The organism is Brevundimonas sp. KM4, from assembly GCF_000964075.1.
GTDB lineage: Bacteria > Pseudomonadota > Alphaproteobacteria > Caulobacterales > Caulobacteraceae > Brevundimonas > Brevundimonas huaxiensis.
On the sequence record NZ_JZRG01000006.1, the window covers coordinates 121,074 to 141,911 of the forward strand.

Below are 20,838 nucleotides of genomic sequence, written 5' to 3' on the forward strand. Positions count from 1 at the left end.
ATTGCACGCGTGCAATTCGAGCGGAGATTTATCCCTTCGATTTCCGTCTCTTGGCGCCGAATTGTACGCCATTGCACCCTTTTCGCCGCGTGCAATTTCCGTCCGCTAGACCGACAGACACACCACTTGGGCCACGCGCAGGTCGCGCCTCAGCCGGTTGGACACCTGGCCGTAATCATCGGTAGTGATGGCCTGGCCGCGCGCGTCGTCGGCCGGCGTCTGTTCGCCGCGGATGGCCGGCCCGAACGTCTCCGGCGCCGTCGTATAGATCCGGCCCCGTCTCGGCGCCTCGGCGATGGTGACGCCCACGACGCGGCCCTGCGCATCCAGGGCCGGCGCGCCGGACAGACCCGACAATGTGCCCTCAAGCCCGTTGGTGCGTCCGACCTCGGCCCAGGACAGCACCGGCTCGTCGCGCGCGCCGCGCCCGAAGACCTTCAGCGTTTCGCGCCCCAACAGGCGTGACGTCACCTCGCCCGGACGCCCCTGAGGAAAGCCCGGATGGAAGGCGCGCTGCCCCTTGCGCAGCGGCGCCTCGACCGCGACCGGCAGCGCGGCGGGACCGCCGTCGGTGATCAGCAAGGCGACGTCGGCGCGCGGCGCCAGACGGACGTCGGCCGCGACCGCCCGCCCCTCGCCCACCAAAAGCGCCGGCTTGCGGCACCCCTCGACGACATGGCGCGCCGTCACCCAGCGCCCCCGTCCTGCGATGGAGAAGGCCGTGCCCGACGACGGCTTGAACGGCGCCTCGCCCGCATCGACGGTTACGGCGGCGTCAAAGGGGGTGATGGGGCCCAACAGCGCGCCCTCGGCCACATCGGCGTCGGCCTGCGCGACCGGCGGCGCATCGGCGTTCTCGCGTCGCCCCAGGGACACCGCCAGAAACACGGCCGCCACCGCTGAGTAGATGGCCCAGTCCGGCAGGCGGGGAAACTGCATCGCTCCGGCCAATCAGCCGGTCAGCGCGGCGGACAGGATGACGGCCGTCGCCAGCTTGGCGCCCAGCAGCACCACCGCCGCCGAAATCTCGCCGTGGCGGATCCGCTCGGGCAAGCCCGTCAGCAGCAGGTCCACGACCCGGAAGGCCAGAAGCTGCAGCACCACGGTCGCCACGCCCCAGATGGCGATGTCTCGCACCGAGGTCGACACCGACAGCGACACCGCCAGAGGCACCGCCAACCCCACCAGAATGCCGGCGAAGGCGATAGCGGCGGCGACATTGCCCTGACGGATCAGGGCGACCTCCTTCCACGGCGTCAGCAAGGCATAGACCGTCGCCCCCGCCGCGAGCAGCAGCAAGGTCACGATCAGGTGCATCACCATGACCGGGAAGCCCGAGGCGAAAGCCTGCACCTCGGCGCTGGAAAGGACGTTCGACAAGGAGGGGTCCATGCCCAGACGCCTTGCCCGATTGTCGCCCCAATCCGCAAGCGCGCCAGGGACACACTGCGTGACAATATGTATCCAAAGGTTGTGCCCTCTCATCAAGAGAGGACGTGACGATCAGGCCGCCGCCTGCTCCGCCTTCCGCAGAGCAGAAGCTCTGATCTTCTCGCTTTCCGACTTCAACTGACCGCAGGCGGCTAGGATGTCGCGACCGCGGGGGGTGCGGATAGGCGAGGCGTAGCCGGCCTTGTTCAGGATGGCGGCGAAGCGCTCGATCGTCTTCCAGTCCGAGCATTCATATTCGACGCCGGGCCAGGGGTTGAACGGGATCAGATTGATCTTGGCCGGTATGCCCTCGATCAGCTTCAGCAGGGCGCGCGCCTCTTCGGGGCTATCGTTGACGCCCTTCAGCATGACGTATTCGAACGTCACCCGCCGCGCGTTTGACAGACCCGGATAGGCGCGGATGGCCGCCATCAGCTGGTCGAGCGGGTATTTCTTGTTCAGCGGCACCAGCACGTCGCGAAGCGCATCGTTGGTGGCGTGCAGGCTGATGGCCAGCATGGCCGCCGTGCGGTCGCCCAAGGCCTGCAGCTGCGGCACGACGCCCGAGGTCGACACGGTGATCCGACGGCGCGACAGGGCGATGCCCTCGTTGTCCGAGATGATGTCGATGGCGTCGGCGACGTGGTCCAAATTGTAGAGCGGCTCGCCCATGCCCATGAAGACGATGTTGGACAGGCGCCGGTCTTCCTTGGGCGACGGCCATTCCTCCAGGTCGTCGCGCGCGACCTGAACCTGGGCCACGATCTCGGCGGCGGTCAGGTTGCGCACCAGCTTCTGCGTGCCGGTGTGGCAGAAGGTGCAGTTCAGGGTGCAGCCGACCTGGCTGGACACGCACAGGGCGCCGGCGCGGCCAACGTCCGGGATATAGACGGTCTCGATCTCGATGCCCGGCGCGGTGCGGATCAGCCATTTGCGCGTGCCGTCCTTGGACACCTGGCGCTCGACGACCTCGGGGCGGGCCAGGGTGAAATGCTCGGCCAGCTTGGCCTGCATGTCCTTGGCGACATTGCTCATGGCCGAAAACTCGGTCACGCCATAGTGGTGGATCCAGCTCCACACCTGGCTGGCGCGCATCTTGGCCTTCTCGGGTGGACAGACGTTCGCGTCGATCAGGGCCTGGCGCAGGCCGGCGCGCGTCAGACCGCTGAGGTTGACGGGGGCCTTGACGGCGGGCGCGTTAGAGACGCGCGAAAGATCGAGCGTGATGCTCAAGGCGGCGATCCTGCGTGAGGTTGAGCAGGCCTATATAGCACGGATCCCGGCGATTGCATGGCCGGGGCGGATTCGACCGCCCTAGAGGCCCACGTCCCAGACGCCGGCGTCGCGCATCCGGGTCTCGCGCGCCTCCTCGGCCCGGCCGCCCATGTCCTTGGCCATGCTGCGGATCGCGGTCGAGACGGTGGTCTTGTGCACGCCCGGCACGATCGCGTGGGCGAACGCGGCGCCGGCCAGACCCAGCAGCTTGAAGCCGAAACCAGCCGAGGCGGCCATATGTTGCAGATAGGTCTCGTCGACCTCGCGCGGATGGTCGCGGAACAGGCGGTCGAACGCGGTCGAGCCCGAACGGCGGCGGTCGATCGTCGTCTGACTCATGGCGGCGGCCTTCCCTGCTTCGTCGCCTCATGGTCACGCCGGACGGCCGGCGACGCAACCCCCATCGCAATCTGTTCATTGGACGTGACCGACACGCGACCCGCTCGCTTCAGACCCATCGTCAGAAGCGAAAACTCGGTCTAGGGTCGGCGTTCGATCAAGGAAATGCCCATGCCGATCCGCCTTTCGCCCGCCTCCTCCATGGCCGCCGCCCTGGCCCTGCTGGCCTCAGCGACGCCGGTGCTGGCGCAATCGAGCGCGGCAGGCCTGCCCTATGACGCCCGGCGCGGGGTCTTCAGCTTTTCATCGGGGCTGGAGGGCTCGCTTCCGGCGGTGGTTCAGGTCACGACCCTGGGCCAGTCGCGCGGTCCCAGTTCGGATGCGGCCGATCCCAAACCCTACGCCTCCGGCTCCGGCGTCATCGTCGATGCGGCCGAGGGGCTGGTGATCACCAACAATCACGTGGTCGAGGGCGGGCGAAAGTTCACGGTCGATCTGACGGACGGCCGCCTGTTCGACGCCGTGCTGGTCGGAGCGGACAAGGCGACCGACATCGCCGTGCTGCGCATCACGCCCGACGGTCGGCCGCTGAACCTGAAACAGGTCCAGACGGTGGATTCCGACACCCTGCGCACCGGCGACCTGGCCTTCGCGGTCGGCTATCCGCTGGGCTTGGACCAAACCCTGACCATGGGCGTCATCTCGGGCCTGAACCGCTCAGGGCTAGGCGATGCGGTCGAGGACTATATCCAGACCGATGCGGCCGTGAACTCGGGCAACTCCGGCGGGCCGCTGCTAGACAGCCGGGGCCGGCTGATCGGCATTAACACCTCGATCCTGTCGGGGGGTCTGGGCGGCGGCAACGACGGCATCGCCTTCGCCGTGCCGACGCGGATCATGCTCTACGTCGCCGACCAGCTGAAGAAGACCGGCGAGGTCAAGCGCGGCGCGACCGGGGCCATCTTCGGCTCGCTGAACGCCGAGCGCGCGCGCGACCTGCATCTTGGCATCGTGCGTGGGGCCGTTGTCGCCGATGTCGCGCCGGGATCGCCGGCCGAGCGCGCCGGCCTGCGCCACAACGACGTCATCACCCGGATCCAGGGCCGCCCCGTTGCCAACGCCGGCTCGGTCAACGCCACCATCGGCATCGCCGCGCCGGGCTCGGATCTCAGCGTCTCCTATCTGCGCGGCGGCCGCGAGGCGACCACGTCGCTGGCGGTCGAGACTCCTGCTGATCAGCCCGTGATCGTCGGCGCCCAGTCGGTGCTGGCCTATGGGGCGACCCTGCGAGACCTGGACGGCGGCGCCCAGGTCACGGCCGTCGCGGCCGGCTCGCCCGCTGCCCAGGCCGAGCTGACGGCCGGCGATGTGATCACCGCCATCGCCGGCGCGCCCGTCGCCGACGCTCGCGCGGCCGCGACCGCCCTGCAGGGCGCCTCGGGATCGGTCGAGGCGACCGTGCTCAGAAACGGAGAGACCCTGAACCTGACCTTGTCGCTCTAAGGCGGGGTCAGACGCCGACGTGGCGCTGTCTGGCGGGCTCCAGACAGCAAAACGCCCGCCTTGCCAGGGAGGGGGAGGGGAAAGGCAGGGCGGGCGCTCGCTTGGAGGAAGCATCGGCCGCCGGAGCCCGTAAACTGGAAACATCCAGGGGGGCTGGGGGGGCTGTTCAGGATCCGGGACGCTTCCGAACTCCGACGAGCCGATGATCGATATTTCGTTGCGCATACGGGCGGGCGAAGGACCGAAACGGGGCCATTTCGTGTCTGCGTCGATTTCCTGGCCGCCTCTGGCATCGGGCCTCCAGCGGCCTAAGTTGAACCCATGAGCCTGAACCCTTACGACACGACACCGGCGCCCGGACCCGTCTTCTTCGACCGTCGCGAACTGGACCCGATCCTCAGGGTCTATGGCCGCATGGTCGCGCAGGGCGAATGGCGCGACTACGCCATGGTCGGGCACAAGGATTTCGCCGAATTCGCCGTCTTCCGACGCAGCGGCGACGCCCCGCTCTACCGCATCGAAAAGCGCCCCGCCCTCCAGACCCGCCAGGGCCAGTGGGCCGTCATCGGCGAGGGCGGCCAGATCCTGAAACGCGGCCGCGACCTGGCCCAGGTGCTGCGCGTCTTTGACGGCCGCCGGTTTCAGTTGGTCGAGTGATCGTCTCACTGCTCCCGCAAGACGGGCGATAGCCAGGAATCACCGTCCAAGACGACGTCGACCTGCGGACGGGCAGGTCCGCCGACGACGACGATCGGCTTGAGAACGACGTCATAGTCCATGTTCACGTCAGCCGTTTCGTAGGCTGGCTGGGAAATCTTCGCCATGACGAAGTAGCGACCATCGGGCGCCTGATCGAAGTGGAAGGCGCCGCCTGCGCCGCACGTTCCTTCTCGAATGAAGGTCGTCGACTCCGGCCAATTCCAATGCGCCATAAAGCCTATGCGCCAAACCCCTTCCGCCTTGAGAGGCCATCCAAGACGTTCCGACAATAGCCAGCGATTGCGAGGCGTGTCGGGAATCAACCGGATGGCTCGTCCCTCGCAGGTCAGCGTTTCCTTCGCACCATAGCCCATACCGCCAGTAACGGGACGAGTCAGGTGCGTGGTCAGCGAGAGCGTGCCGGAAACAGGAAATCCCTCGGCTTCGAACCAGGGCTTCTCCGCCGCTCCGGGCTCACCGAAACGATCGGACGCCCGCTCTTCGGCCGCTCTTTGATAGGCCGCTAAAGTCAGGCAACTCGTCAGAGACATTGCAGCCGCCAGAGCGACGACGACTTTCGTAAATCCCTTCACGGATCATCTCCCAAACCCACCCACAGGATCACCAAGCGGCGCGCAAAAAGAAAGGGCCCCGCGAGGGGCCCTTTCCGTATCCGTCTTTCGACCGATGTCAGTTCCGGTTGCCGCCCATGAAGGCCAGCAGGAATTGGAACAGGTTCACGAAGTTGATGAACAGGCTCAGAGCGCCGAAGCCGGTCGCCACGCCCATCGCATTCTGGTCGCCGCCCAAGGCGTAGTAGGTCATCTTCAGACGCTGGGTGTCGTAGGCGATCAGACCCGAGAAGATCAGCACGCCCAGGCCCGAGATGATCAGATAGAAGGTCCCGGACTGCAGGAACATGTTCACGATCGAGGCGATGATCAGGCCGATCACGCCCATGATCAGGAAGGTCCCCATGCCGGTCAGATCCTTCTTGGTCGTGTAGCCGACCAAGCTCAGACCGCCGAAGGCCGCCGCCGTCACCAGGAAGGTGGTGGCCAGCGAACCGCCCGTGTAGCGCAGGAACAGGACGCCCAGGCCCGCGCCGATCGTGGCGACCACGGCCCAGTAGAGCATGTTCACGCCCTTGGCCGTCGGGTTCTTCATGAAGAACATCGAGCCGAACAGCATCACCAGCGGCGAAAACTGGACGACCATTCCCAACATCGTCAGGCCGATCCGGCCGTCCGCCGTCTGGACGAACAGCAGGCGCTGCACTTCGTAAACATTGCCGGTGACGTAGGCCAGGGCGCCGGCGACCACGAGGCCCAGGGCCAGCTTGTTGTAGACGCCCAGCATGAAGCTGCGCAGGCCGGCGTCGACCGACATGTCGGCCGTCTGCGGCAGAGGACGGGCGTATCCGTTGTTGAAATCGCTCATGGCGACGAACTTTCTCCGATTGGCCGGAGAGGCTTCTCCGGTCACAGGCTTTGAATATCGTGAGCCGTGGCCCGCGCTGCAAGGAAAACCGGACTTGGAGGCTTGTGTTCCGGCCGCTACTTTCGGTCGCATGCTTCGTCTGTTCACCGCCCTGACCCTGCCGCCCGACGTCGCAGAGACGCTGAAACGACGGCAATCGGGCCTGCCCGGCGCACGGTGGCGGCCGCTGGACGCCCTGCACGTCACGCTCGCCTTCTATGGCGAGATCGACGAACGTCGGGCCGACGATTTGGCGTCGGAACTGACGCGCGTGACGGGCGGTCCGTTCGAGATCGCGCTGAAGGGCGTCGGCTGTTTTGGCGACGACCACCGCAGCCACACGCTGTGGGCTGGGGTCGAGACGCCCAACGAGCGCCTGTCGGTTCTCGCCGGGCGCTGCAAGGCCGCGGGCGAACGCGCCGGGATCGGCATAGAGGCGCGCGCCTACAAACCGCACGTGACCTTGGCCTATCTGAAGACCCAAACCAATCCCGACCGGCTCGGCGCCTGGGTGTCGGGGCACAATCTGCTGCATTCGCCGCCGATCCGCATCGACCGCTTCGGCCTGTATTCCAGCGTCCTGACCGACAGCGGCAGCCATTACGAACTGGAGCGGGAGTATCTGCTGTGACCACTGCCGCATACGCCGTTCCGCCCCATGTGACCTTGGGGCCGATGCTGGAGACGGAACGACTGATCCTGCGTCCGCCGGCGGTTGAGGACTTTCCGCGCTGGACTGAGTTCATGGCCGATCCCGAAACCGCCCGCTTCATCGGCGGGGTCCAGCCCGCGCCCCAGGTCTGGCGCCTGATCTGCACCGTCGCGGGCATGTGGGCCCTGACGGGCGAAGGGATGTTCTCAATCCTGGAAAAGGAGACCGGCCAGTGGATTGGCCGCATCGGGCCGCTGCACCCCTATGGCTGGCCCGGCCGCGAGGTGGGCTGGAGCCTGCATCGTGACGCCACCGGCAAGGGCTATGCAGTCGAAGCGGCCGCAGCCACGATGGACTACGCCTTCGAGGTGCTGGGCTGGGACGACGTGATCCACTGCATCGCGCCCGAGAACCTGCCCTCGGCGGCGGTCGCGACACGGTTGGGTTCGCGCAATCGCGGGCCGGGCCTCCTGCCCGAACCGCTCCAGGACATCGCCATCGATCTGTGGGGCCAGACCCGCGACGAATGGGCGATCAATCGGACGCGCCTGAAGCGCTGATCACAACCGAACGCGTCGGCGCGTCGTATCCCTTTCAAACCGAACGAGGATACGCCCATGTTCCGCGCCAGCCTGATCGCCGCCTCCGCCGCCCTCGCCGCCCTGCCGTCAATGGCCTTCGCCCAGGCGTCGAACGTTGATCTAAACCGCTTCGACGGCCGGTGGTTCGAGATCGAGCGCAATCACAACAATGTCCAGAAGGACTGCAGCCGGGCGCAGATCGACTTTACGCCGCAGGGCGCCGCCGACCGCTACGCCATCACCGTCACCTGCGTCCGGCGCGCCGACGGCAAGGTCGAGACGCTGCGCGCCAACGCCCGCGTCACCGACACTACGACCAATGCCAAGTTCCGGTTCAGCCTGACCGGCCTGCTCAGCTTCGGCGGTCTGGCGGGCCAGAACTACTGGGTCTACGACCATGCCCCGGACTACAGCTGGGCCATCATGGGTCTGCCGGACAAATCGAACTGGTGGATCTGGCACCGCAACCAGAATGCCTCTCAGGCTGAGCGCGACCGCATTCTGAGCCGCGTCCGCGCCCTGGGCTTCAGCACCACCCGCCTGGTCCACACCGGCCTCTAAGGCGCCGCTTGCGATAGGAACGTAGGCGGAACATAAGCTTTCGGCATGTCCGCCGTCGCCCATCTCGAACTCGTCTTCAGCCGTCCCGAGACCACCCTTTCGGTCACGCGCGGCGCGGCGCGGCTGATGATGGATATGGGCTATGCGCCGCTCCTGGAAGTCTGCCTGCCCAACGGTCGCCGCGCCGATGTCATGGCGATCGGGCGCAAGGGCGACATCGTCATCTGCGAGGTCAAGTCGGGCGTCGAGGACTATCGCGTCGACCGCAAATGGCACGAGTACGGACCGTTCTGCGACGCCTTCTTCTTCGCCGTCGCGCCCGAGTTTCCACAGGACATCCTGCCCGACGGCCCGGGGCAGATCGTCGCAGACGGTTTCGGCGGGGCGGTCGTGCGAGACGCGCCGGTGGTCAGCTTGGCCCCCGCCCGCCGCAAGGCGTTGACACTGGCCTTCGCCCGGCTGGGTGCGATGCGGACCTTAAGGGACTAGAGCCGGCGGAACACGGCGGTCGCGAAGCCCTCGGCGATCAGACGCGCCTCGACCTCGGCCAGGGTCTCGATCACGACGCCCTTGCCGCCTGTCGCATGGATGATGCGTTCGCCATCCAGCATCAGCGCCGAATGACCGGTCCAGTCGTTATCGTCGTTCGGCGCCAGCCAGACGACGATGTCGCCGCGCTGGAGGTCCGATGAAGACGCGGCTCGCCCCATCTGGGCCTGCGCGTCCGACCGGCGGGGACCGGGCAGGCCGCACGCCAGCAGGGCCTGCTGCACCAGGCCGGAACAGTCGGTGGAGATCGAAGACCGCGCGCCAAGTTCATGCGGCCGCCCGAGCAACCGCTCGGCCACCGCGACCAGATCCGCCTCGAATGCGCCGATCGGCTTCAGATCGGCCTCGGCCACATCCGTGGCCTCGACCACCAGAGCGTTCAGCGGCAGGGCGGCATCCACGCCGGCGATCCAGTGCGTCGCCAACGGCGCGCCGGCCGACAGACTGTCCAATACGACCCAGCCGACGACGCCGTCGCGACGCGCCCGGCCCCAGGCGCGGCCGTTCGATCTATCCAGAACGTCGAAAATCTCGCCATGCAGAAGCTGGTCGATCCGACCGTCAACGTCCGACAAAATGTCCGCCACGGCGACCCGACAATGCATGGCCTCGGTCGCCCGATAGGCGTCTGCGCGCACCAGCCCTTCCAGCGCCTGTTCGGCGAGGTCAGGGCGAACGAGGCGGTCGCCGGGCGGAAGAAGGTCGAGGACGTCGGTCAACGTGAACTCGCATTGCTGAACCCACAGCCTTATCCCCCGATGGCTTAGGGGCCGTTAACGCGAGACGCTTTTGCGAAAGAAAACCAACAGAACCGCGTTCTTGATGGCGCGATGCTGTCTTGAAGCGTCACCTTGGGCGCCCATTTCGGCTTGAGGCGGCGTCGCGCCGGAAGGTCCCCATGCTGCTGCTGAGCGTTCTGATCATTCTTGGCCTGACCCTCGCTGACGAAGGCGTCGTCGGCACGGCCCTCAGGCAATGGCTCGTCGAGACGCCTGCGCGATTCCTAGCGGGCCTGTCACGCGGTCGAACATTAGGGTTGGGCCTCGTCGCTCTGGTGGGCGTGGCGGCCGTCATGCTGTTCGAGACGGAAGGCGTCCGCCTGTTCTCCATGGCCGCGCCAGACATGGTGGCCTGGGTTCTGATGTTCGACGTGACCGTCATCTTCGACATCGTCGTTCTGGCGGTCAGTCTGCGCGCGGTCGCCGGTTGGCGAGGCCTGATCCGGCGCCGCGACCTGATGCAGGGCCTCGCTCGAAGACTGGTCGCCCGGATCAAAGGCGCGCGGTCGCGGGGCCGACGCGTCAGTAGGCCTCGACCGCCGCGATCTCAGTCGGGCGATCCTGAACCCGAGCCCGCCTACGCCTTCGCTTAACTACGTCGCGTAGCGGGCCTTCAGCATGGCGTAGCAGGCTCTCAGCGCCTGGGCCTCGCCGCCTTCCGGATAGCCGGGGCGGGCGCGGGGGTTCCAGGCGAAGATGTCCATGTGCGCCCAGGCCCCCGTGGTCGGGGCGAACTTCTGCAGGAACAGGGCGGCCGTCACCGAGCCGGCCTGGGCCCAGCCGGCCGGGTCGTTCCGCAGGTCCGCGATCTCGGCGTCCAGCGCGCCGCGATAGCCAGCCCACAGCGGCATTCGCCACAGGGGATCGCGCACCTGACCCGCCGCAGCAAGCAGCCCCGCGGCCAGGGCTTCGTCGTCTGTGTAAAGCGGCGGCAGCTCGGGCCCCAGGGCGATCCGCGCGGCGCCGGTCAGCGTCGCAAAGTCCAGCGTCAGGTCGGGCTCATGCTCGCCGGCCCGTGTCAGGGCGTCGGCCAGGATCAGCCGGCCTTCGGCGTCCGTATTGCCGATCTCGATCGTCAGACCCTTGCGGCTGTTCAGGATGTCGCCGGGCCGGAAGGCGTCGGCGGACACGGCGTTCTCGACCGCCGCAACGATGACCACCAACCGCACGGGCAGGTCCGCCTGCATCACCAGACGCCCCAAGGCCAGGGCATGGGCCGAGCCGCCCATATCCTTCTTCATATTGCGCATTCCGGCGGCGGGCTTCAGGTCCAGGCCGCCGGTGTCGAACACCACCCCCTTGCCGACCAGGGCGACCAGCGGCAGGTCGGTCCGGTTCAGCTTCCAGCCGATCTCGATCAGGCGCGGCGCCCGGTGCGGGGCGGCGGCGCGCCCCACGGCGTGGACAGCGGGATAGTTGTCTGCCAGCAGGGCGTCGCCGGTGGTGACGGTGATCTCGGCGCCGGCGCTCTCTGCGATCTCGCGGGCGATGGTCTCGATCTGCAACGGCCCCATGTCGGCGGCGGGCGTATCGACCATTTCGCGCGCCAGGGCGCAGGCGGCGGCGATGCGCGAGATTTCGGCGACGTCCACACCGTCCGGCGCGACCAGCCGCACGGGCGTCCGGTCCGGCCGGGCCTTATAGCGGTCGAAGACATAGGCCCCCAGCAGGAAGGCCAGGGTCGCCAGTTCCGCGTCCTGCGCGGCGACCTCAAGCCGATACAGGCCGCCCGGGAGCCGCGCCGACAGTCCCCGCACGCTCATCGGGTCGAAGGTCGCGCCCGCGCCGACAACCACCTGGCCGATCTCGCCGTCCGCGTCCGGCACGACCAGCAGCTGGCCCGGCTTGCCTTCGAACCCATGCCGATCGCCCCAGCGGCGGGCCGCACCGTCCAGCACGCTGCCCGCATGAATGAAGCGGATCGGAATGGCGCCGTCGCCGTCACGGGCGGACACCAGCAGGGGATGCGAGACGGACATGAGGCCCTCGAAACGAAGTTAACCATCGGTTGACGCGAACCGGCGATTCTAGGGGCGAGACCTCTAGGACCGTCTGGACCTGACCCATGTCGCGCATGCCCGCCCTTCTCGCAACCGTCGCCCTGATCGCCCTGTCCGGCACGCCGGCGCTGGCGGCCGATCCGACGGCGGCGACGGCGGCCCAGGCTCGCGCGCCGTCGTCGGCTGCGGTGCGCGCCACCTATGACCGGATGGACGCCCTGTCGCGCTCGGTCTTCTGGGCCTCGGAGCAGCAGGCCGATCCGACCGACGCCGTGGCGGGCGTGAAACTGGCCCAGGCCCTGCGTGAGCTGGGGCGATACGATCAGGCGGCCGAGGCCGCGCAGGCGACATTGACGGTCCAGCCCAACAATCTGGACGCCCTGCTGGAGCTGGGCCGCGCCCACATCGCGCGCGGCCAGGCCTTTTATGGCGTCGCGCCGCTGGAGCAGGCGCGCGACCTGGCGCCACGCGATTGGCGCCCCTACTCTCTTCTGGGCGTGGCCTATGAGCAGGTGCGTCGCACCGACGACGCCCGCGCTGCCTGGAACCAGGCCCTGGCCCTGTCGCCCGACAATCCCGACGTCCTGACCAATGCGGCCACCGCCGCCCTGACGCATGGCGACGCGCCGGGCGCCGAGACCCTGCTGCGTCGCGCCGTGGCCCAGCCGACCGCCTCGGCCAAGGTGCGCCAGAACCTGGCCATGGTGCTGGGCCTTCAGGGCAAGATGGGCGAGGCCGAACAGATCCTGCGCCGCGAACTGCCGCCCGAACAGGCCGAGCAGAACCTGCAATGGCTGCGTTCGCGCAGCACGGGCGGCGCGACGACGTCCGGCGGCGGCGCGGCAAGTCCGTCGCCCGCGACCGACACCGCCCGCACCTGGAATTCGCTGCAAGGCGGCTGATCCGCCCGTTGCGGTCTGATCGCCCGCGTGGTGGATGAGGCCATGACCGCCCTCCCCGCGTCCCGCGCCTATCAGGCCTTCCTGTTCGACATGGACGGCACCCTGATCACTTCGACCCTGGCCGCCGAGCGTGTCTGGACCCGCTGGGCCGAGCGCCACGGGCTGGATATCGCCGCCTTCGTTCCCACCATCCACGGCGTGCGCGCGATCGACACCATTCGTCGCCAGAACCTGCCCGGTATCGACCTGGACGCCGAGGTCGCCTGGGTCGAACGCGGCGAGATCGAGGATGTGGACGGCGTCGCCCCCATCCCCGGCGCTGTCGACTTCGTCAAACGCCTGCCGCCCGACCGCTGGGCCGTGGTCACCTCCGCCTCGGTCCCCCTCGCCCGCGCCCGGCTGAAGGCCGCAGGCGTCACGCCGCCCGCCGTCATGATCACCGCCGAGGACGTCGAACGCGGCAAGCCCGACCCCTCGGGCTATCTGAAGGCCGCCGCGACCCTGGGCTTCGACATCGCCGACTGCCTGGTCTTCGAGGACGCCGAGGCCGGCATCGAGGCGGGCGAGGCGGCCGGCGCCGACGTGCTGGTCGTCACCGCCGCCTGGACCCATCCGCTGGAGACCGATCATCCCACATTGGTGGACTACGCGGATGCGAGTTTGGAAGTCCGATCCGACGAACGTCTCGTCCTGACGCTGTAATCCTTCCCCCCACGCCGCGCTTCACGGGGGAGGATTGAGCGCCTATCTTCGCCCCATGATCGACGACCTCTACAGCGCCCGCATCCTGTCGCTGGCGGCGAACCTGCCGCATGCTGGGCGTCTGCCAACGCCTCAGGGCACCGGGGAACGGGTGGCGAAACTGTGCGGGTCGCGCGCAACGGTCGATGTGACGCTGGACGACGAAGGCCGCATCGCTGACTTCGCCCAGGACGTCAAAGCCTGCGCCCTCGGCCAGGCCGCCGCCGGGGTTCTGGGTCAATCGGTGATCGGCGCGTCGGTCGATGATCTCAAAGACGCCCGCGACGCCATGATCGCCATGCTGAAATCCGGCGGCGACGGCCCCGTTGGTCGGTTCGAGGATTTGCGTCTGCTGAAACAGGTCGCCGACTACCCCGCCCGGCACGCCTCCACCCTCGTCTCCATCGAAGCGACGCTGGAGGCGGTGAACAAGGCCCTCGCCGCCCGAACGCGTCTCGCCGGCGCGGCCTGACGGGCAGGACCGGTTGATCCCCCTGCTGCAACAGGGGATAAGCGCGGCAAACCTCTCAAGCCCCCGGCGAAGGGACATATGTCTCTCTACGAACGCGGCGTGCGCGCGGCCCATCGGGGCTACAAGCTGACGCTGTCTCCCCTGATCGGCCAGCAGTGCCGGTTCCTGCCGACCTGTTCGGATTACGGGCGCGACGCCCTGATCCAGCACGGCCCGGTAAAGGGGGGGTGGCTCACCGTGCGCAGGCTCTGTAAATGCCATCCCTTCGGGGGATCGGGATACGACCCGGTCCCGCCAGTTAAAGACTGACATATGATCGACCTGAAATTCCCCGACGGCGCGGTGCGCCAATACCCGGCCGGTTCGACGGCGCGCGACGTCGCGACTTCGATCTCGCCGTCGCTGGCGAAGAAGGCCGTGCTGGCCGAACTGAACGGCGAGCAACGCGACATGGGCCGGGTGCTGGAGACGGGCGGCGACTTTCGCCTGATCATGCGCGACGACCCCGCCGCCCTCTATACGATCCGCCATGATACCGCCCACGTCCTGGCCGAGGCGGTCCAGACCCTGTTCCCTGGCACCCAAGTCACGATCGGTCCGGCGATCGAGGACGGCTTCTACTATGATTTCTACCGCGAAGAGCCGTTCTCGACCGACGACTTCGCCGCCATCGAAAAGGAGATGGGTCGGATCGTGGACCGCGACGCCAAGTTCGAGCGCGAGGTCTGGGAAAGGGACGAGGCGATCCAATTCTTCGAGGCGCGCGGCGAGAAGTTCAAGGCCGAGCTGATCCGCGACCTGCCGGGCACCGAGACCATCACCCTGTATAAGCAGGGCGACTGGATTGACCTGTGCCGGGGCCCGCACTTCCCCTCGACGCGCCACGTCGGCAAGGCGTTCAAACTGACCAAGCTGGCCGGCGCCTATTGGCGGGGCGATTCCAAGCGCGAGCAGCTGCAACGCATCTACGGCACCGCCTGGGCCACCAAGGAGGATCTGGACGCCCACCTGCAGCGGCTGGAAGAGGCCGAAAAGCGCGACCACCGCAAGGTCGGCAAGGCGATGGAGCTCTTCCACATGCAGGAAGAGGGCCGGGGCATGGTCTTCTGGCACCCGAAGGGCTGGGTCCTGTGGCGCGTGCTGGAAGCCTATATGCGCCGCCGCCTGGACGCCGCCGGCTATGTCGAGGTCAAGACGCCCCAGGTGCTGGACCGCAAATTCTGGGAGCAGAGCGGGCACTGGGACAAGTACCGCCCTAACATGTTCGTCTGCGAGACGGTCGAGGGCGAAGAGTTGTCCCTTAAGCCGATGAACTGCCCCGGCCACGTCCAAATCTTTGACCAGGGCCAGCGGTCCTATCGTGAACTGCCGCTGCGCATGGCCGAGTTCGGGGCCTGCCATCGCTATGAGCCGTCGGGATCGCTGCACGGTCTGATGCGCGTGCGCGGCTTCACCCAGGACGATGCCCACATCTTCTGCCGCGAAGACCAGATCGTCGAGGAGACGGCCGAGTTCATCAAACTGGCCCGCAGCGTCCACGCCGACCTGGGCATGGAGACGGCCTACATCAGCCTGGGCACTCGCCCCGAAAACCGCGCCGGCACGGACGAGTTTTGGGACAAGGCCGAGACCCTGATGGCCGAGGCCGCCCGCGCCGCCGGGACCGAGCCGGTCGTCACGGAGGGCGACGGCGCCTTCTATGCGCCCAAGCTGGACTTCATCGTCAAGGACGCCATCGGCCGCGAATGGACCTGCGGCACGATCCAGCTGGACTACGTTCTGCCCGAACGTCTGAACGCCACCTACATCGCCGAGGACGGCCAGAAGCACCGCCCGGTCATGCTGCACCGGGCGATCCTGGGCTCGTTCGAGCGCTTCATCGGCATCATGATCGAAAACTACGCCGGCGCCTTCCCTTTGTGGCTGGCCCCGACCCAGGCCGTGGTCGCCACCATCACCTCTGACGCCGACGACTACGCCCGCGACGTGATGGAACGGTTCAAGGCCGCCGGTCTGCGCACCGAGGTCGACCTGCGCAACGAGAAGGTCGGCTACAAAGTCCGCGAACACTCGGTCGGCAAGGTCCCGGTCATCGCCGTGGTTGGCAGGGAGGAAGCCGAAGACGGCATGGTCGCCATCCGCCGCCTGGGCTCCCAGGCCCAGACCGTGGTTTCGGTCGAGGAAGCGATCCGGCTCCTGACCGACGAGGCGACACCGCCGGATCTGAAGAGAGCGGCGACGATCTAAGCGCGAATTTGGACACAGGAACGTAAGCCGGTCGAACCGCTTGTGGTGGGGTGCGCGTCAGCGCCCCACCCACGATTTGCGAGATCGACCATGGCCGAGAAAACCCTCGACACCCTGTTCCATGACACGCTCAAGGACATCTATTACGCCGAGCGCAAAATCCTGAAATCTCTGCCCAAGATGGCTCGTGCGGCCCAATCGCCTGAGTTGAAGGCCGCCTTCGAAAAGCACAGGGACCAGACCGAGGGCCAGATCGAACGCCTGCAGCAGGTGTTCGAGATCATCGGCAAGGCCCCGCGCGGCAAGACGTGCGACGCCATCGAAGGCATTCTGGCCGAGGGTGAAGAGATCATGGAGGAGTACAAGGACAACCCCGCCCTCGACGCGGGCCTGCTGGCCGCCGCCCAGGCTGTCGAACACTATGAGATCACCCGTTACGGCACCCTGAAGCGGTGGGCCCGGGTGCTGGGTATGGAAGGCCGCCGCCCTTCTGGACGAGACCCTGCAGGAGGAATCCCAGACCGACGAAGACCTGACCGGCATCGCCGACGCCGCCGTCAACCCCGAAGCCATGAAGGCCGACTAATGTACGGAGGCGGCCTTGCGGCCGCCTCCCGCTTACTCATTCCAACGCGCGAAACCGGACGCAAATCGACAAAATAGCGGGCGTTTATCGTATTTTAGGCCGCCCCCTCCAGGCTGAGTCATCGGCCGAGAGACCCTTACGATGACGCATTCCAAGACCGCGCCGCAGCGAACCGTTCTGCAGCATCTGATCGAGGTCGGACATATGCGGTACTGGATCATTGCCAGTTGGGCGATGGCCCTTCTCACCGTCACCGACGTGAAGACCGCCTTCGCCTGGTTCGCCATAGCCACGTTGTCGGGTTTGTTAAGGACGTTCGTCGAGCGTCGATTGATGATATCGGACGCGACGACTCACGGAATTCTCAGGCTGGCGGCCGCAACGCTGTCTTGCATCGCCTGGGCTGCCGCGCCCTTGCTGGCCTTCATATATGGCGAAACCTATGGCGTGCCGCTCGGGATCGCCTTGCTGATCGCCGGATACGTTCTGGTCTTCACCCAAATGCGCGCGGCGCCGCACGAGGCCTTGATCGTCTCAACGCCTTACTCCTTGGTGGTCATTGTCCTGCTTGCCATGCTGTGGGGAACGCCGGGCTTCGCCGTCGTGCTTAGCACTATCCCTCTCCTGGCGCTGACCCTGGTCGTCAAGGTGGCCATCACCCAGATGAAGGATAACGATCTGGAGGCTGTGAACCGCCGCCAGGCCGAACTGATCGCCGAGCTGGAAACCGCCCGCGATCGCGCCGACGCCGCAAGCGCAGCCAAATCCAGCTTTCTTGGCGTCATCTCCCATGAACTGCGCACCCCGATGAACGGCGTGCTCGGCGCCGCCCAATTGCTGCAGATGTCCGATTTGACCGAGCGTCAGACCGAATTCGTCAGCGTCATCCGCAACTCCGGCGAAGGTCTGATGGTGCTGCTGAACGACATCCTCGACATCACCAAGATCGAGTCCGGCAAGATGGAGCTGGACTTTGTCGATGTCGAAGCCGAGACCCTCGCCGCCCGGCTGACGGGCCCGTTCAAGGCGCAGGCCGAGGCGCGCGGCCTGACCTTCACGACCGACCTCCGCGGCCCGTTGCCGCCGCTTCTCAGAATGGACCCGCTGCGCCTGGCGCAGGTGACGCATAACCTGCTGGCCAATGCCATCAAGTTCACGCCCAAGGGCGAAGTTCGCCTGATTATTGACAGCGAGCCGGCAGGCGAGGGCCGCACGACCTTGCGGCTTGGGGTGGCCGATTCCGGAATCGGCATCGCCGCCGACGATCTGACGCGCCTGTTCCAGCCCTTCTCTCAGGTGGACGGGTCGTCCACCCGCAAGTTCGGCGGCACCGGCCTGGGCCTCAGCATCTGCCAGCGTCTGGCCGCCCTGATGGACGGCGAGATCACCGTGACATCGACCCCCGGCCAAGGATCAACCTTCACCCTTCACGCGACGTTCAACGCGCCCCGGATCGAATCGGTTCGCGTCGCCGCCTGATCAGTCGCGCAGCAGTTCGTTGACGCCGGTCTTGGCCCGCGTCTGCGCGTCCACACGCTTGACGATCACGGCGCAATACAGCGACGGCCCGCCATTGGGATCCGGCAGCGACCCCGGCACGACCACCGAATAGGCCGGCACCTCGCCACGGAACACTTCGCCGGTCGCCCGGTCCACGATCTTGGTCGAGCCTGACAGATAGACGCCCATGGCAAGGACCGCGCCCTCGCGCACGATCACGCCCTCGGCGACCTCGGCGCGGGCGCCGATGAAACAGCCGTCCTCGATGATGGTCGGATTGGCCTGCAGCGGCTCCAGAACGCCGCCGATGCCCGCGCCGCCCGACAGGTGCACATTCTTGCCGATCTGGGCGCAGGATCCGACCGTGGCCCAGGTATCCACCATCGAGCCCTCGTCGACGAAGGCGCCGATGTTCACGAACGACGGCATCAGCACCACGTTCCTGGCGATATGCGCACCGTGACGGACGATGGCGCCGGGCACCGAGCGGAAGCCGGCCGACTGATAATCCGACGCGGTCCAGTCGCCGAACTTGTTGGGCACCTTGTCCCAGAAGGGACCAACGGCGACGGGATGATCCACCGACAGCGGCATGACGGACGGGGCGCCCGCCCGCATGATCTGGTTGTCGTTCAGACGGAAGGACAGCAGCACCGCCTTCTTCAGCCATTGATGCGTGGTCCAGACGCCATCCGTGCCGCGCGAGGCGACGCGCGCCTGGCCGGAATCCAACAGGGCCAAGGCGGTCTCGACCGCGTCGCGCACCTCGCCATGCGTGGCGGCGGACACCTCGGCGCGCTGTTCCCAGGCGGCCTCGACGACGGATTCGAGATGCGACAGATCGGTCATGCGGCGTCCTTGAAGGTCAGGTCGGAAAGGAAGTCGAGAAGGTCCGGGGCCACATGATCGATATGCGGCCCGATCGGCTTGCCATGCCCGTCGCCGATCAGGACCGTCGCCATGCCCAGCGCCTTGGCCGGCTCCAGGTTCTTGGGCGTGTCCTCGAAGAAGGCGGATCGGTGCGGATCGATGCCGAACTGCTCCAGCATCCGGCGGAAGGTCGCGGGATTGGGCTTGGGCGTCAGATCCCCATCCTCGATGGCGAAGACGCCTTCGAAACACTCGGCGACGCCGATCCGCTCCAGAACACGATGTGCGTAGTCGCGCGCGCCATTGGTGAACACATAGCAACGACCGGGCAGAGCCTTCAGCCGTTCGGCCAGACGCGGATTGGGCTCGACCCCGTCCAGCGGCACGTCGTGCACCTCGCGCAGGAACCGTTCGGTATCGACCGCATAGTTGGCCATCAGCCCGGCCAGGGTCGTGCCGTGCTCGTCCAGAAACTGGCGCTGCATCGCGGCCGCAGCCTCGGGCTCCAGCCCGACGGCCTCGACCACGAAGGCGTTGATGCGCGCCTGCACCAGCCGCATCAGACCCTGCTCGCGCGGATACAGGGTGTCGTCCATGTCGAACACCCAGGAGCGCACATGCGACAGATCGATCAAGACGCCTTCACCAGGGTGCCGGCGCCGAACTCTGTGAACAACTCGACCAGCATGGCGTGCGGGCGACGGCCGTCCAGAATGACCACCGCCTCGACGCCGGCGCGAACGGCGGCCATGGCGGTCTCCAGCTTGGGGATCATGCCGCCGGTGGCGACGCCCGTGTCGATCAGGTTTTGCGCTTCTTCCAGCGTCATCTGACGGATGATGTCGCCGTCCGCGCCCTTGACCCCCGGCACGTCCGTCAGCAGCAGCATCCGCTTGGCGTTCAGCGAGCCCGCCACGGCGCCCGCCACCGTGTCGGCGTTGACGTTGTAGGTTTGTCCGTCCTCGGCCACGCCGATCGGGGCGATAACCGGCACCCAGTCTTCGGTCTCTGACGCGATGAGGCCGGCGATCAGCTTGGGATCCACCTTGGTCGGCTCGCCGACATAGCCCAGGTCGACCTCGTGCTCGATCATGCTGTCGGGGTCGCGCTTGGTGCGGCGCGTCTTCTCGACGGTCAGCAAACCGGCGTCCTTGCCCGACAAGCCGACGCCGCGCACGTCCGCCTCCTTGCCGGCCATGGTGATCCAGTGCGCGATCTCCTTGTTCACTGCGCCCGACAGCACCATCTCGGCGACTTCCATCGTCGCCGGATCGGTAACCCGCAGCCCATCGACGAAGCTGGACTTCACCCCGGCCTTGTCCAGCATGGCGCTGATCTGCGGCCCGCCCCCGTGGACCACGACCGGGTTGACCCCCATCAGCTTCAGCAGCACGACGTCGGCCGCGAACTGACGCGCCACGGCACTCTCGCCCATAGCGTGGCCGCCATACTTGATGACCACGGTCTCGCGGTCATACACCTGAATATACGGCAAGGCCTCGGCGAGCGTCTTCGCCGTCTCCCAGCTGCGTTCTTCCGACTGGCGCTCTGTTTCGTTCATCACGCGCGCGAGATAGCGGGGGATGGGGGCGGTGTCACGCCATCATTGCCAATCTCTCTTGGCATCTGCTTCCTCAATTCCGACTGTAGAATTATGTGACACTCCATTCTA

General features: G+C 67.0%; 24 protein-coding genes and 1 pseudogene. 14 read left to right on the forward strand and 11 right to left on the reverse strand.

What is annotated here, in order from left to right:
* Positions 1-105: 105 nt before the first annotated feature.
* The 4 genes from VH88_RS03405 to VH88_RS03420 form a co-directional block, all read right to left on the reverse strand.
* Complete coding sequence (locus VH88_RS03405) at positions 106-939, reverse strand: serine protease (RefSeq protein WP_045810000.1); 834 nt, start codon at positions 937-939, stop codon at positions 106-108.
* 12 nt (positions 940-951) lie between these two features.
* Positions 952-1,392 carry a DUF350 domain-containing protein gene (locus VH88_RS03410; protein WP_017506264.1) on the reverse strand — a complete coding sequence of 147 codons (441 nt, stop codon included), beginning with the start codon at positions 1,390-1,392 and terminating at the stop codon, positions 952-954.
* Positions 1,393-1,503: 111 nt separating this feature from the next.
* The gene (gene rlmN / locus VH88_RS03415) at positions 1,504-2,664 is read right to left on the reverse strand and encodes a 23S rRNA (adenine(2503)-C(2))-methyltransferase RlmN (RefSeq protein WP_045810001.1); all 1,161 of its coding nucleotides are present in this window, start codon (positions 2,662-2,664) and stop codon (positions 1,504-1,506) included.
* Between the two features lie 81 nt (positions 2,665-2,745).
* Complete coding sequence (locus VH88_RS03420) at positions 2,746-3,045, reverse strand: DUF6356 family protein (protein WP_045810002.1); 300 nt, start codon at positions 3,043-3,045, stop codon at positions 2,746-2,748.
* Positions 3,046-3,216: 171 nt separating this feature from the next.
* On the opposite strand from VH88_RS03420, the gene VH88_RS03425 reads away from it, so the two are divergent.
* Both VH88_RS03425 and VH88_RS03430 read left to right on the forward strand, forming a co-directional pair.
* Positions 3,217-4,548 carry a trypsin-like peptidase domain-containing protein gene (locus VH88_RS03425; protein ID WP_197070977.1) on the forward strand — a complete coding sequence of 444 codons (1,332 nt, stop codon included), beginning with the start codon at positions 3,217-3,219 and terminating at the stop codon, positions 4,546-4,548.
* Between the two features lie 321 nt (positions 4,549-4,869).
* Positions 4,870-5,205, forward strand: coding sequence for a DUF2794 domain-containing protein (locus VH88_RS03430; RefSeq protein WP_045810003.1), 336 nt, complete (start codon positions 4,870-4,872; stop codon positions 5,203-5,205).
* 5 nt (positions 5,206-5,210) lie between these two features.
* Here the strand turns inward: VH88_RS03430 and VH88_RS15910 are convergent, their stop codons facing one another.
* Positions 5,211-5,840, reverse strand: a complete 630-nt coding sequence (locus VH88_RS15910; RefSeq protein WP_156146735.1) for a hypothetical protein — start codon at positions 5,838-5,840, stop codon at positions 5,211-5,213.
* Positions 5,841-5,937: 97 nt separating this feature from the next.
* A complete protein-coding gene (locus VH88_RS03440) occupies positions 5,938-6,687 on the reverse strand; it encodes a Bax inhibitor-1/YccA family protein (protein WP_045810005.1) in 750 nt (249 codons plus the stop codon).
* A gap of 130 nt (positions 6,688-6,817) precedes the next feature.
* Here VH88_RS03440 and thpR point away from each other — a divergent pair, with 130 nt between their 5' ends.
* The 4 genes from thpR to mmcB are packed head-to-tail and all read left to right on the forward strand — an operon-like array spanning position 6,818 to position 9,009.
* Entirely contained in the window at positions 6,818-7,357 is a 540-nt protein-coding gene (gene thpR / locus VH88_RS03445) for an RNA 2',3'-cyclic phosphodiesterase (protein ID WP_045810006.1), read from the forward strand.
* A gap of 44 nt (positions 7,358-7,401) precedes the next feature.
* Entirely contained in the window at positions 7,402-7,938 is a 537-nt protein-coding gene (locus VH88_RS03450) for a GNAT family N-acetyltransferase (RefSeq protein ID WP_045810007.1), read from the forward strand.
* Between the two features lie 57 nt (positions 7,939-7,995).
* Entirely contained in the window at positions 7,996-8,520 is a 525-nt protein-coding gene (locus tag VH88_RS03455) for a lipocalin family protein (RefSeq protein WP_045810008.1), read from the forward strand.
* Positions 8,521-8,565: 45 nt separating this feature from the next.
* Positions 8,566-9,009: a DNA repair putative endonuclease MmcB gene (mmcB, locus tag VH88_RS03460; protein WP_045810009.1), complete on the forward strand. Its 444-nt coding sequence runs from the start codon at positions 8,566-8,568 to the stop codon at positions 9,007-9,009.
* On the opposite strand, the gene VH88_RS03465 is transcribed toward mmcB, so the two are convergent.
* Positions 9,006-9,788, reverse strand: coding sequence for a C40 family peptidase (locus VH88_RS03465; RefSeq protein ID WP_045810010.1), 783 nt, complete (start codon positions 9,786-9,788; stop codon positions 9,006-9,008). The genes mmcB and VH88_RS03465 overlap by 4 nt on opposite strands.
* Before the next feature lie 179 nt (positions 9,789-9,967).
* Here VH88_RS03465 and VH88_RS03470 point away from each other — a divergent pair, with 179 nt between their 5' ends.
* Positions 9,968-10,441 (forward strand): hypothetical protein, encoded by a 474-nt coding sequence (locus VH88_RS03470; protein ID WP_045810011.1) that lies wholly within the window; start codon positions 9,968-9,970, stop codon positions 10,439-10,441.
* Here VH88_RS03470 and VH88_RS03475 read toward each other — a convergent pair whose 3' ends face one another.
* Positions 10,442-11,827 carry a M17 family metallopeptidase gene (locus tag VH88_RS03475; protein ID WP_045810012.1) on the reverse strand — a complete coding sequence of 462 codons (1,386 nt, stop codon included), beginning with the start codon at positions 11,825-11,827 and terminating at the stop codon, positions 10,442-10,444.
* A gap of 86 nt (positions 11,828-11,913) precedes the next feature.
* On the opposite strand from VH88_RS03475, the gene VH88_RS03480 reads away from it, so the two are divergent.
* The 7 genes and pseudogenes from VH88_RS03480 to VH88_RS03510 all read left to right on the forward strand — a co-directional run bounded on the left by VH88_RS03480 (position 11,914) and on the right by VH88_RS03510 (position 18,275).
* Complete coding sequence (locus tag VH88_RS03480) at positions 11,914-12,750, forward strand: tetratricopeptide repeat protein (protein ID WP_045810013.1); 837 nt, start codon at positions 11,914-11,916, stop codon at positions 12,748-12,750.
* A 42-nt stretch (positions 12,751-12,792) separates the two neighbouring features.
* Complete coding sequence (locus VH88_RS03485; RefSeq protein WP_045810046.1) at positions 12,793-13,452, forward strand: HAD-IA family hydrolase; 660 nt, start codon at positions 12,793-12,795, stop codon at positions 13,450-13,452.
* 55 nt (positions 13,453-13,507) lie between these two features.
* Positions 13,508-13,963, forward strand: coding sequence for an iron-sulfur cluster assembly scaffold protein (locus VH88_RS03490; protein ID WP_045810014.1), 456 nt, complete (start codon positions 13,508-13,510; stop codon positions 13,961-13,963).
* A 78-nt stretch (positions 13,964-14,041) separates the two neighbouring features.
* Entirely contained in the window at positions 14,042-14,272 is a 231-nt protein-coding gene (yidD, locus tag VH88_RS03495) for a membrane protein insertion efficiency factor YidD (RefSeq protein WP_039243812.1), read from the forward strand.
* 3 nt (positions 14,273-14,275) lie between these two features.
* A complete protein-coding gene (thrS, locus tag VH88_RS03500; protein WP_045810015.1) occupies positions 14,276-16,210 on the forward strand; it encodes a threonine--tRNA ligase in 1,935 nt (644 codons plus the stop codon).
* A gap of 90 nt (positions 16,211-16,300) precedes the next feature.
* Positions 16,301-16,796, forward strand: a pseudogene (locus VH88_RS03505) (ferritin-like domain-containing protein).
* A gap of 141 nt (positions 16,797-16,937) precedes the next feature.
* Entirely contained in the window at positions 16,938-18,275 is a 1,338-nt protein-coding gene (locus tag VH88_RS03510) for a HAMP domain-containing sensor histidine kinase (RefSeq protein ID WP_052689478.1), read from the forward strand.
* Here the strand turns inward: VH88_RS03510 and dapD are convergent, their stop codons facing one another.
* The 3 genes from dapD to argB are packed head-to-tail and all read right to left on the reverse strand — an operon-like array spanning position 18,276 to position 20,727.
* Positions 18,276-19,145, reverse strand: a complete 870-nt coding sequence (gene dapD, locus VH88_RS03515; RefSeq protein ID WP_045810016.1) for a 2,3,4,5-tetrahydropyridine-2,6-dicarboxylate N-succinyltransferase — start codon at positions 19,143-19,145, stop codon at positions 18,276-18,278.
* A complete protein-coding gene (locus tag VH88_RS03520; protein WP_197070978.1) occupies positions 19,142-19,801 on the reverse strand; it encodes a pyrimidine 5'-nucleotidase in 660 nt (219 codons plus the stop codon). Before VH88_RS03520 ends, dapD begins: the two co-directional genes overlap by 4 nt.
* Positions 19,798-20,727, reverse strand: a complete 930-nt coding sequence (argB, locus tag VH88_RS03525) for an acetylglutamate kinase (RefSeq protein WP_045810017.1) — start codon at positions 20,725-20,727, stop codon at positions 19,798-19,800. Before argB ends, VH88_RS03520 begins: the two co-directional genes overlap by 4 nt.
* Positions 20,728-20,838 lie beyond the last annotated feature (111 nt).

Excerpts from the sequence above, each read along its gene's own strand:
- VH88_RS03405 (WP_045810000.1), bottom strand. The coding sequence starts at position 939 with ATGCAGTTTCCCCGCCTGCCGGACTGGGCCATCTACTCAGCGGTGGCG.
- VH88_RS03410 (WP_017506264.1), bottom strand. The coding sequence starts at position 1,392 with ATGGACCCCTCCTTGTCGAACGTCCTTTCCAGCGCCGAGGTGCAGGCT.
- VH88_RS03420 (WP_045810002.1), bottom strand. The coding sequence starts at position 3,045 with ATGAGTCAGACGACGATCGACCGCCGCCGTTCGGGCTCGACCGCGTTC.
- VH88_RS03425 (WP_197070977.1), top strand. The coding sequence starts at position 3,217 with ATGCCGATCCGCCTTTCGCCCGCCTCCTCCATGGCCGCCGCCCTGGCC.
- VH88_RS03430 (WP_045810003.1), top strand. The coding sequence starts at position 4,870 with ATGAGCCTGAACCCTTACGACACGACACCGGCGCCCGGACCCGTCTTC.
- VH88_RS03440 (WP_045810005.1), bottom strand. The coding sequence starts at position 6,687 with ATGAGCGATTTCAACAACGGATACGCCCGTCCTCTGCCGCAGACGGCC.
- thpR (WP_045810006.1), top strand. The coding sequence starts at position 6,818 with ATGCTTCGTCTGTTCACCGCCCTGACCCTGCCGCCCGACGTCGCAGAG.
- VH88_RS03450 (WP_045810007.1), top strand. The coding sequence starts at position 7,402 with ATGCTGGAGACGGAACGACTGATCCTGCGTCCGCCGGCGGTTGAGGAC.
- VH88_RS03455 (WP_045810008.1), top strand. The coding sequence starts at position 7,996 with ATGTTCCGCGCCAGCCTGATCGCCGCCTCCGCCGCCCTCGCCGCCCTG.
- mmcB (WP_045810009.1), top strand. The coding sequence starts at position 8,566 with ATGTCCGCCGTCGCCCATCTCGAACTCGTCTTCAGCCGTCCCGAGACC.
- VH88_RS03470 (WP_045810011.1), top strand. The coding sequence starts at position 9,968 with ATGCTGCTGCTGAGCGTTCTGATCATTCTTGGCCTGACCCTCGCTGAC.
- VH88_RS03475 (WP_045810012.1), bottom strand. The coding sequence starts at position 11,827 with ATGTCCGTCTCGCATCCCCTGCTGGTGTCCGCCCGTGACGGCGACGGC.
- VH88_RS03480 (WP_045810013.1), top strand. The coding sequence starts at position 11,914 with ATGTCGCGCATGCCCGCCCTTCTCGCAACCGTCGCCCTGATCGCCCTG.
- VH88_RS03485 (WP_045810046.1), top strand. The coding sequence starts at position 12,793 with ATGACCGCCCTCCCCGCGTCCCGCGCCTATCAGGCCTTCCTGTTCGAC.
- VH88_RS03490 (WP_045810014.1), top strand. The coding sequence starts at position 13,508 with ATGATCGACGACCTCTACAGCGCCCGCATCCTGTCGCTGGCGGCGAAC.
- yidD (WP_039243812.1), top strand. The coding sequence starts at position 14,042 with ATGTCTCTCTACGAACGCGGCGTGCGCGCGGCCCATCGGGGCTACAAG.
- thrS (WP_045810015.1), top strand. The coding sequence starts at position 14,276 with ATGATCGACCTGAAATTCCCCGACGGCGCGGTGCGCCAATACCCGGCC.
- VH88_RS03510 (WP_052689478.1), top strand. The coding sequence starts at position 16,938 with ATGACGCATTCCAAGACCGCGCCGCAGCGAACCGTTCTGCAGCATCTG.
- dapD (WP_045810016.1), bottom strand. The coding sequence starts at position 19,145 with ATGACCGATCTGTCGCATCTCGAATCCGTCGTCGAGGCCGCCTGGGAA.
- argB (WP_045810017.1), bottom strand. The coding sequence starts at position 20,727 with ATGAACGAAACAGAGCGCCAGTCGGAAGAACGCAGCTGGGAGACGGCG.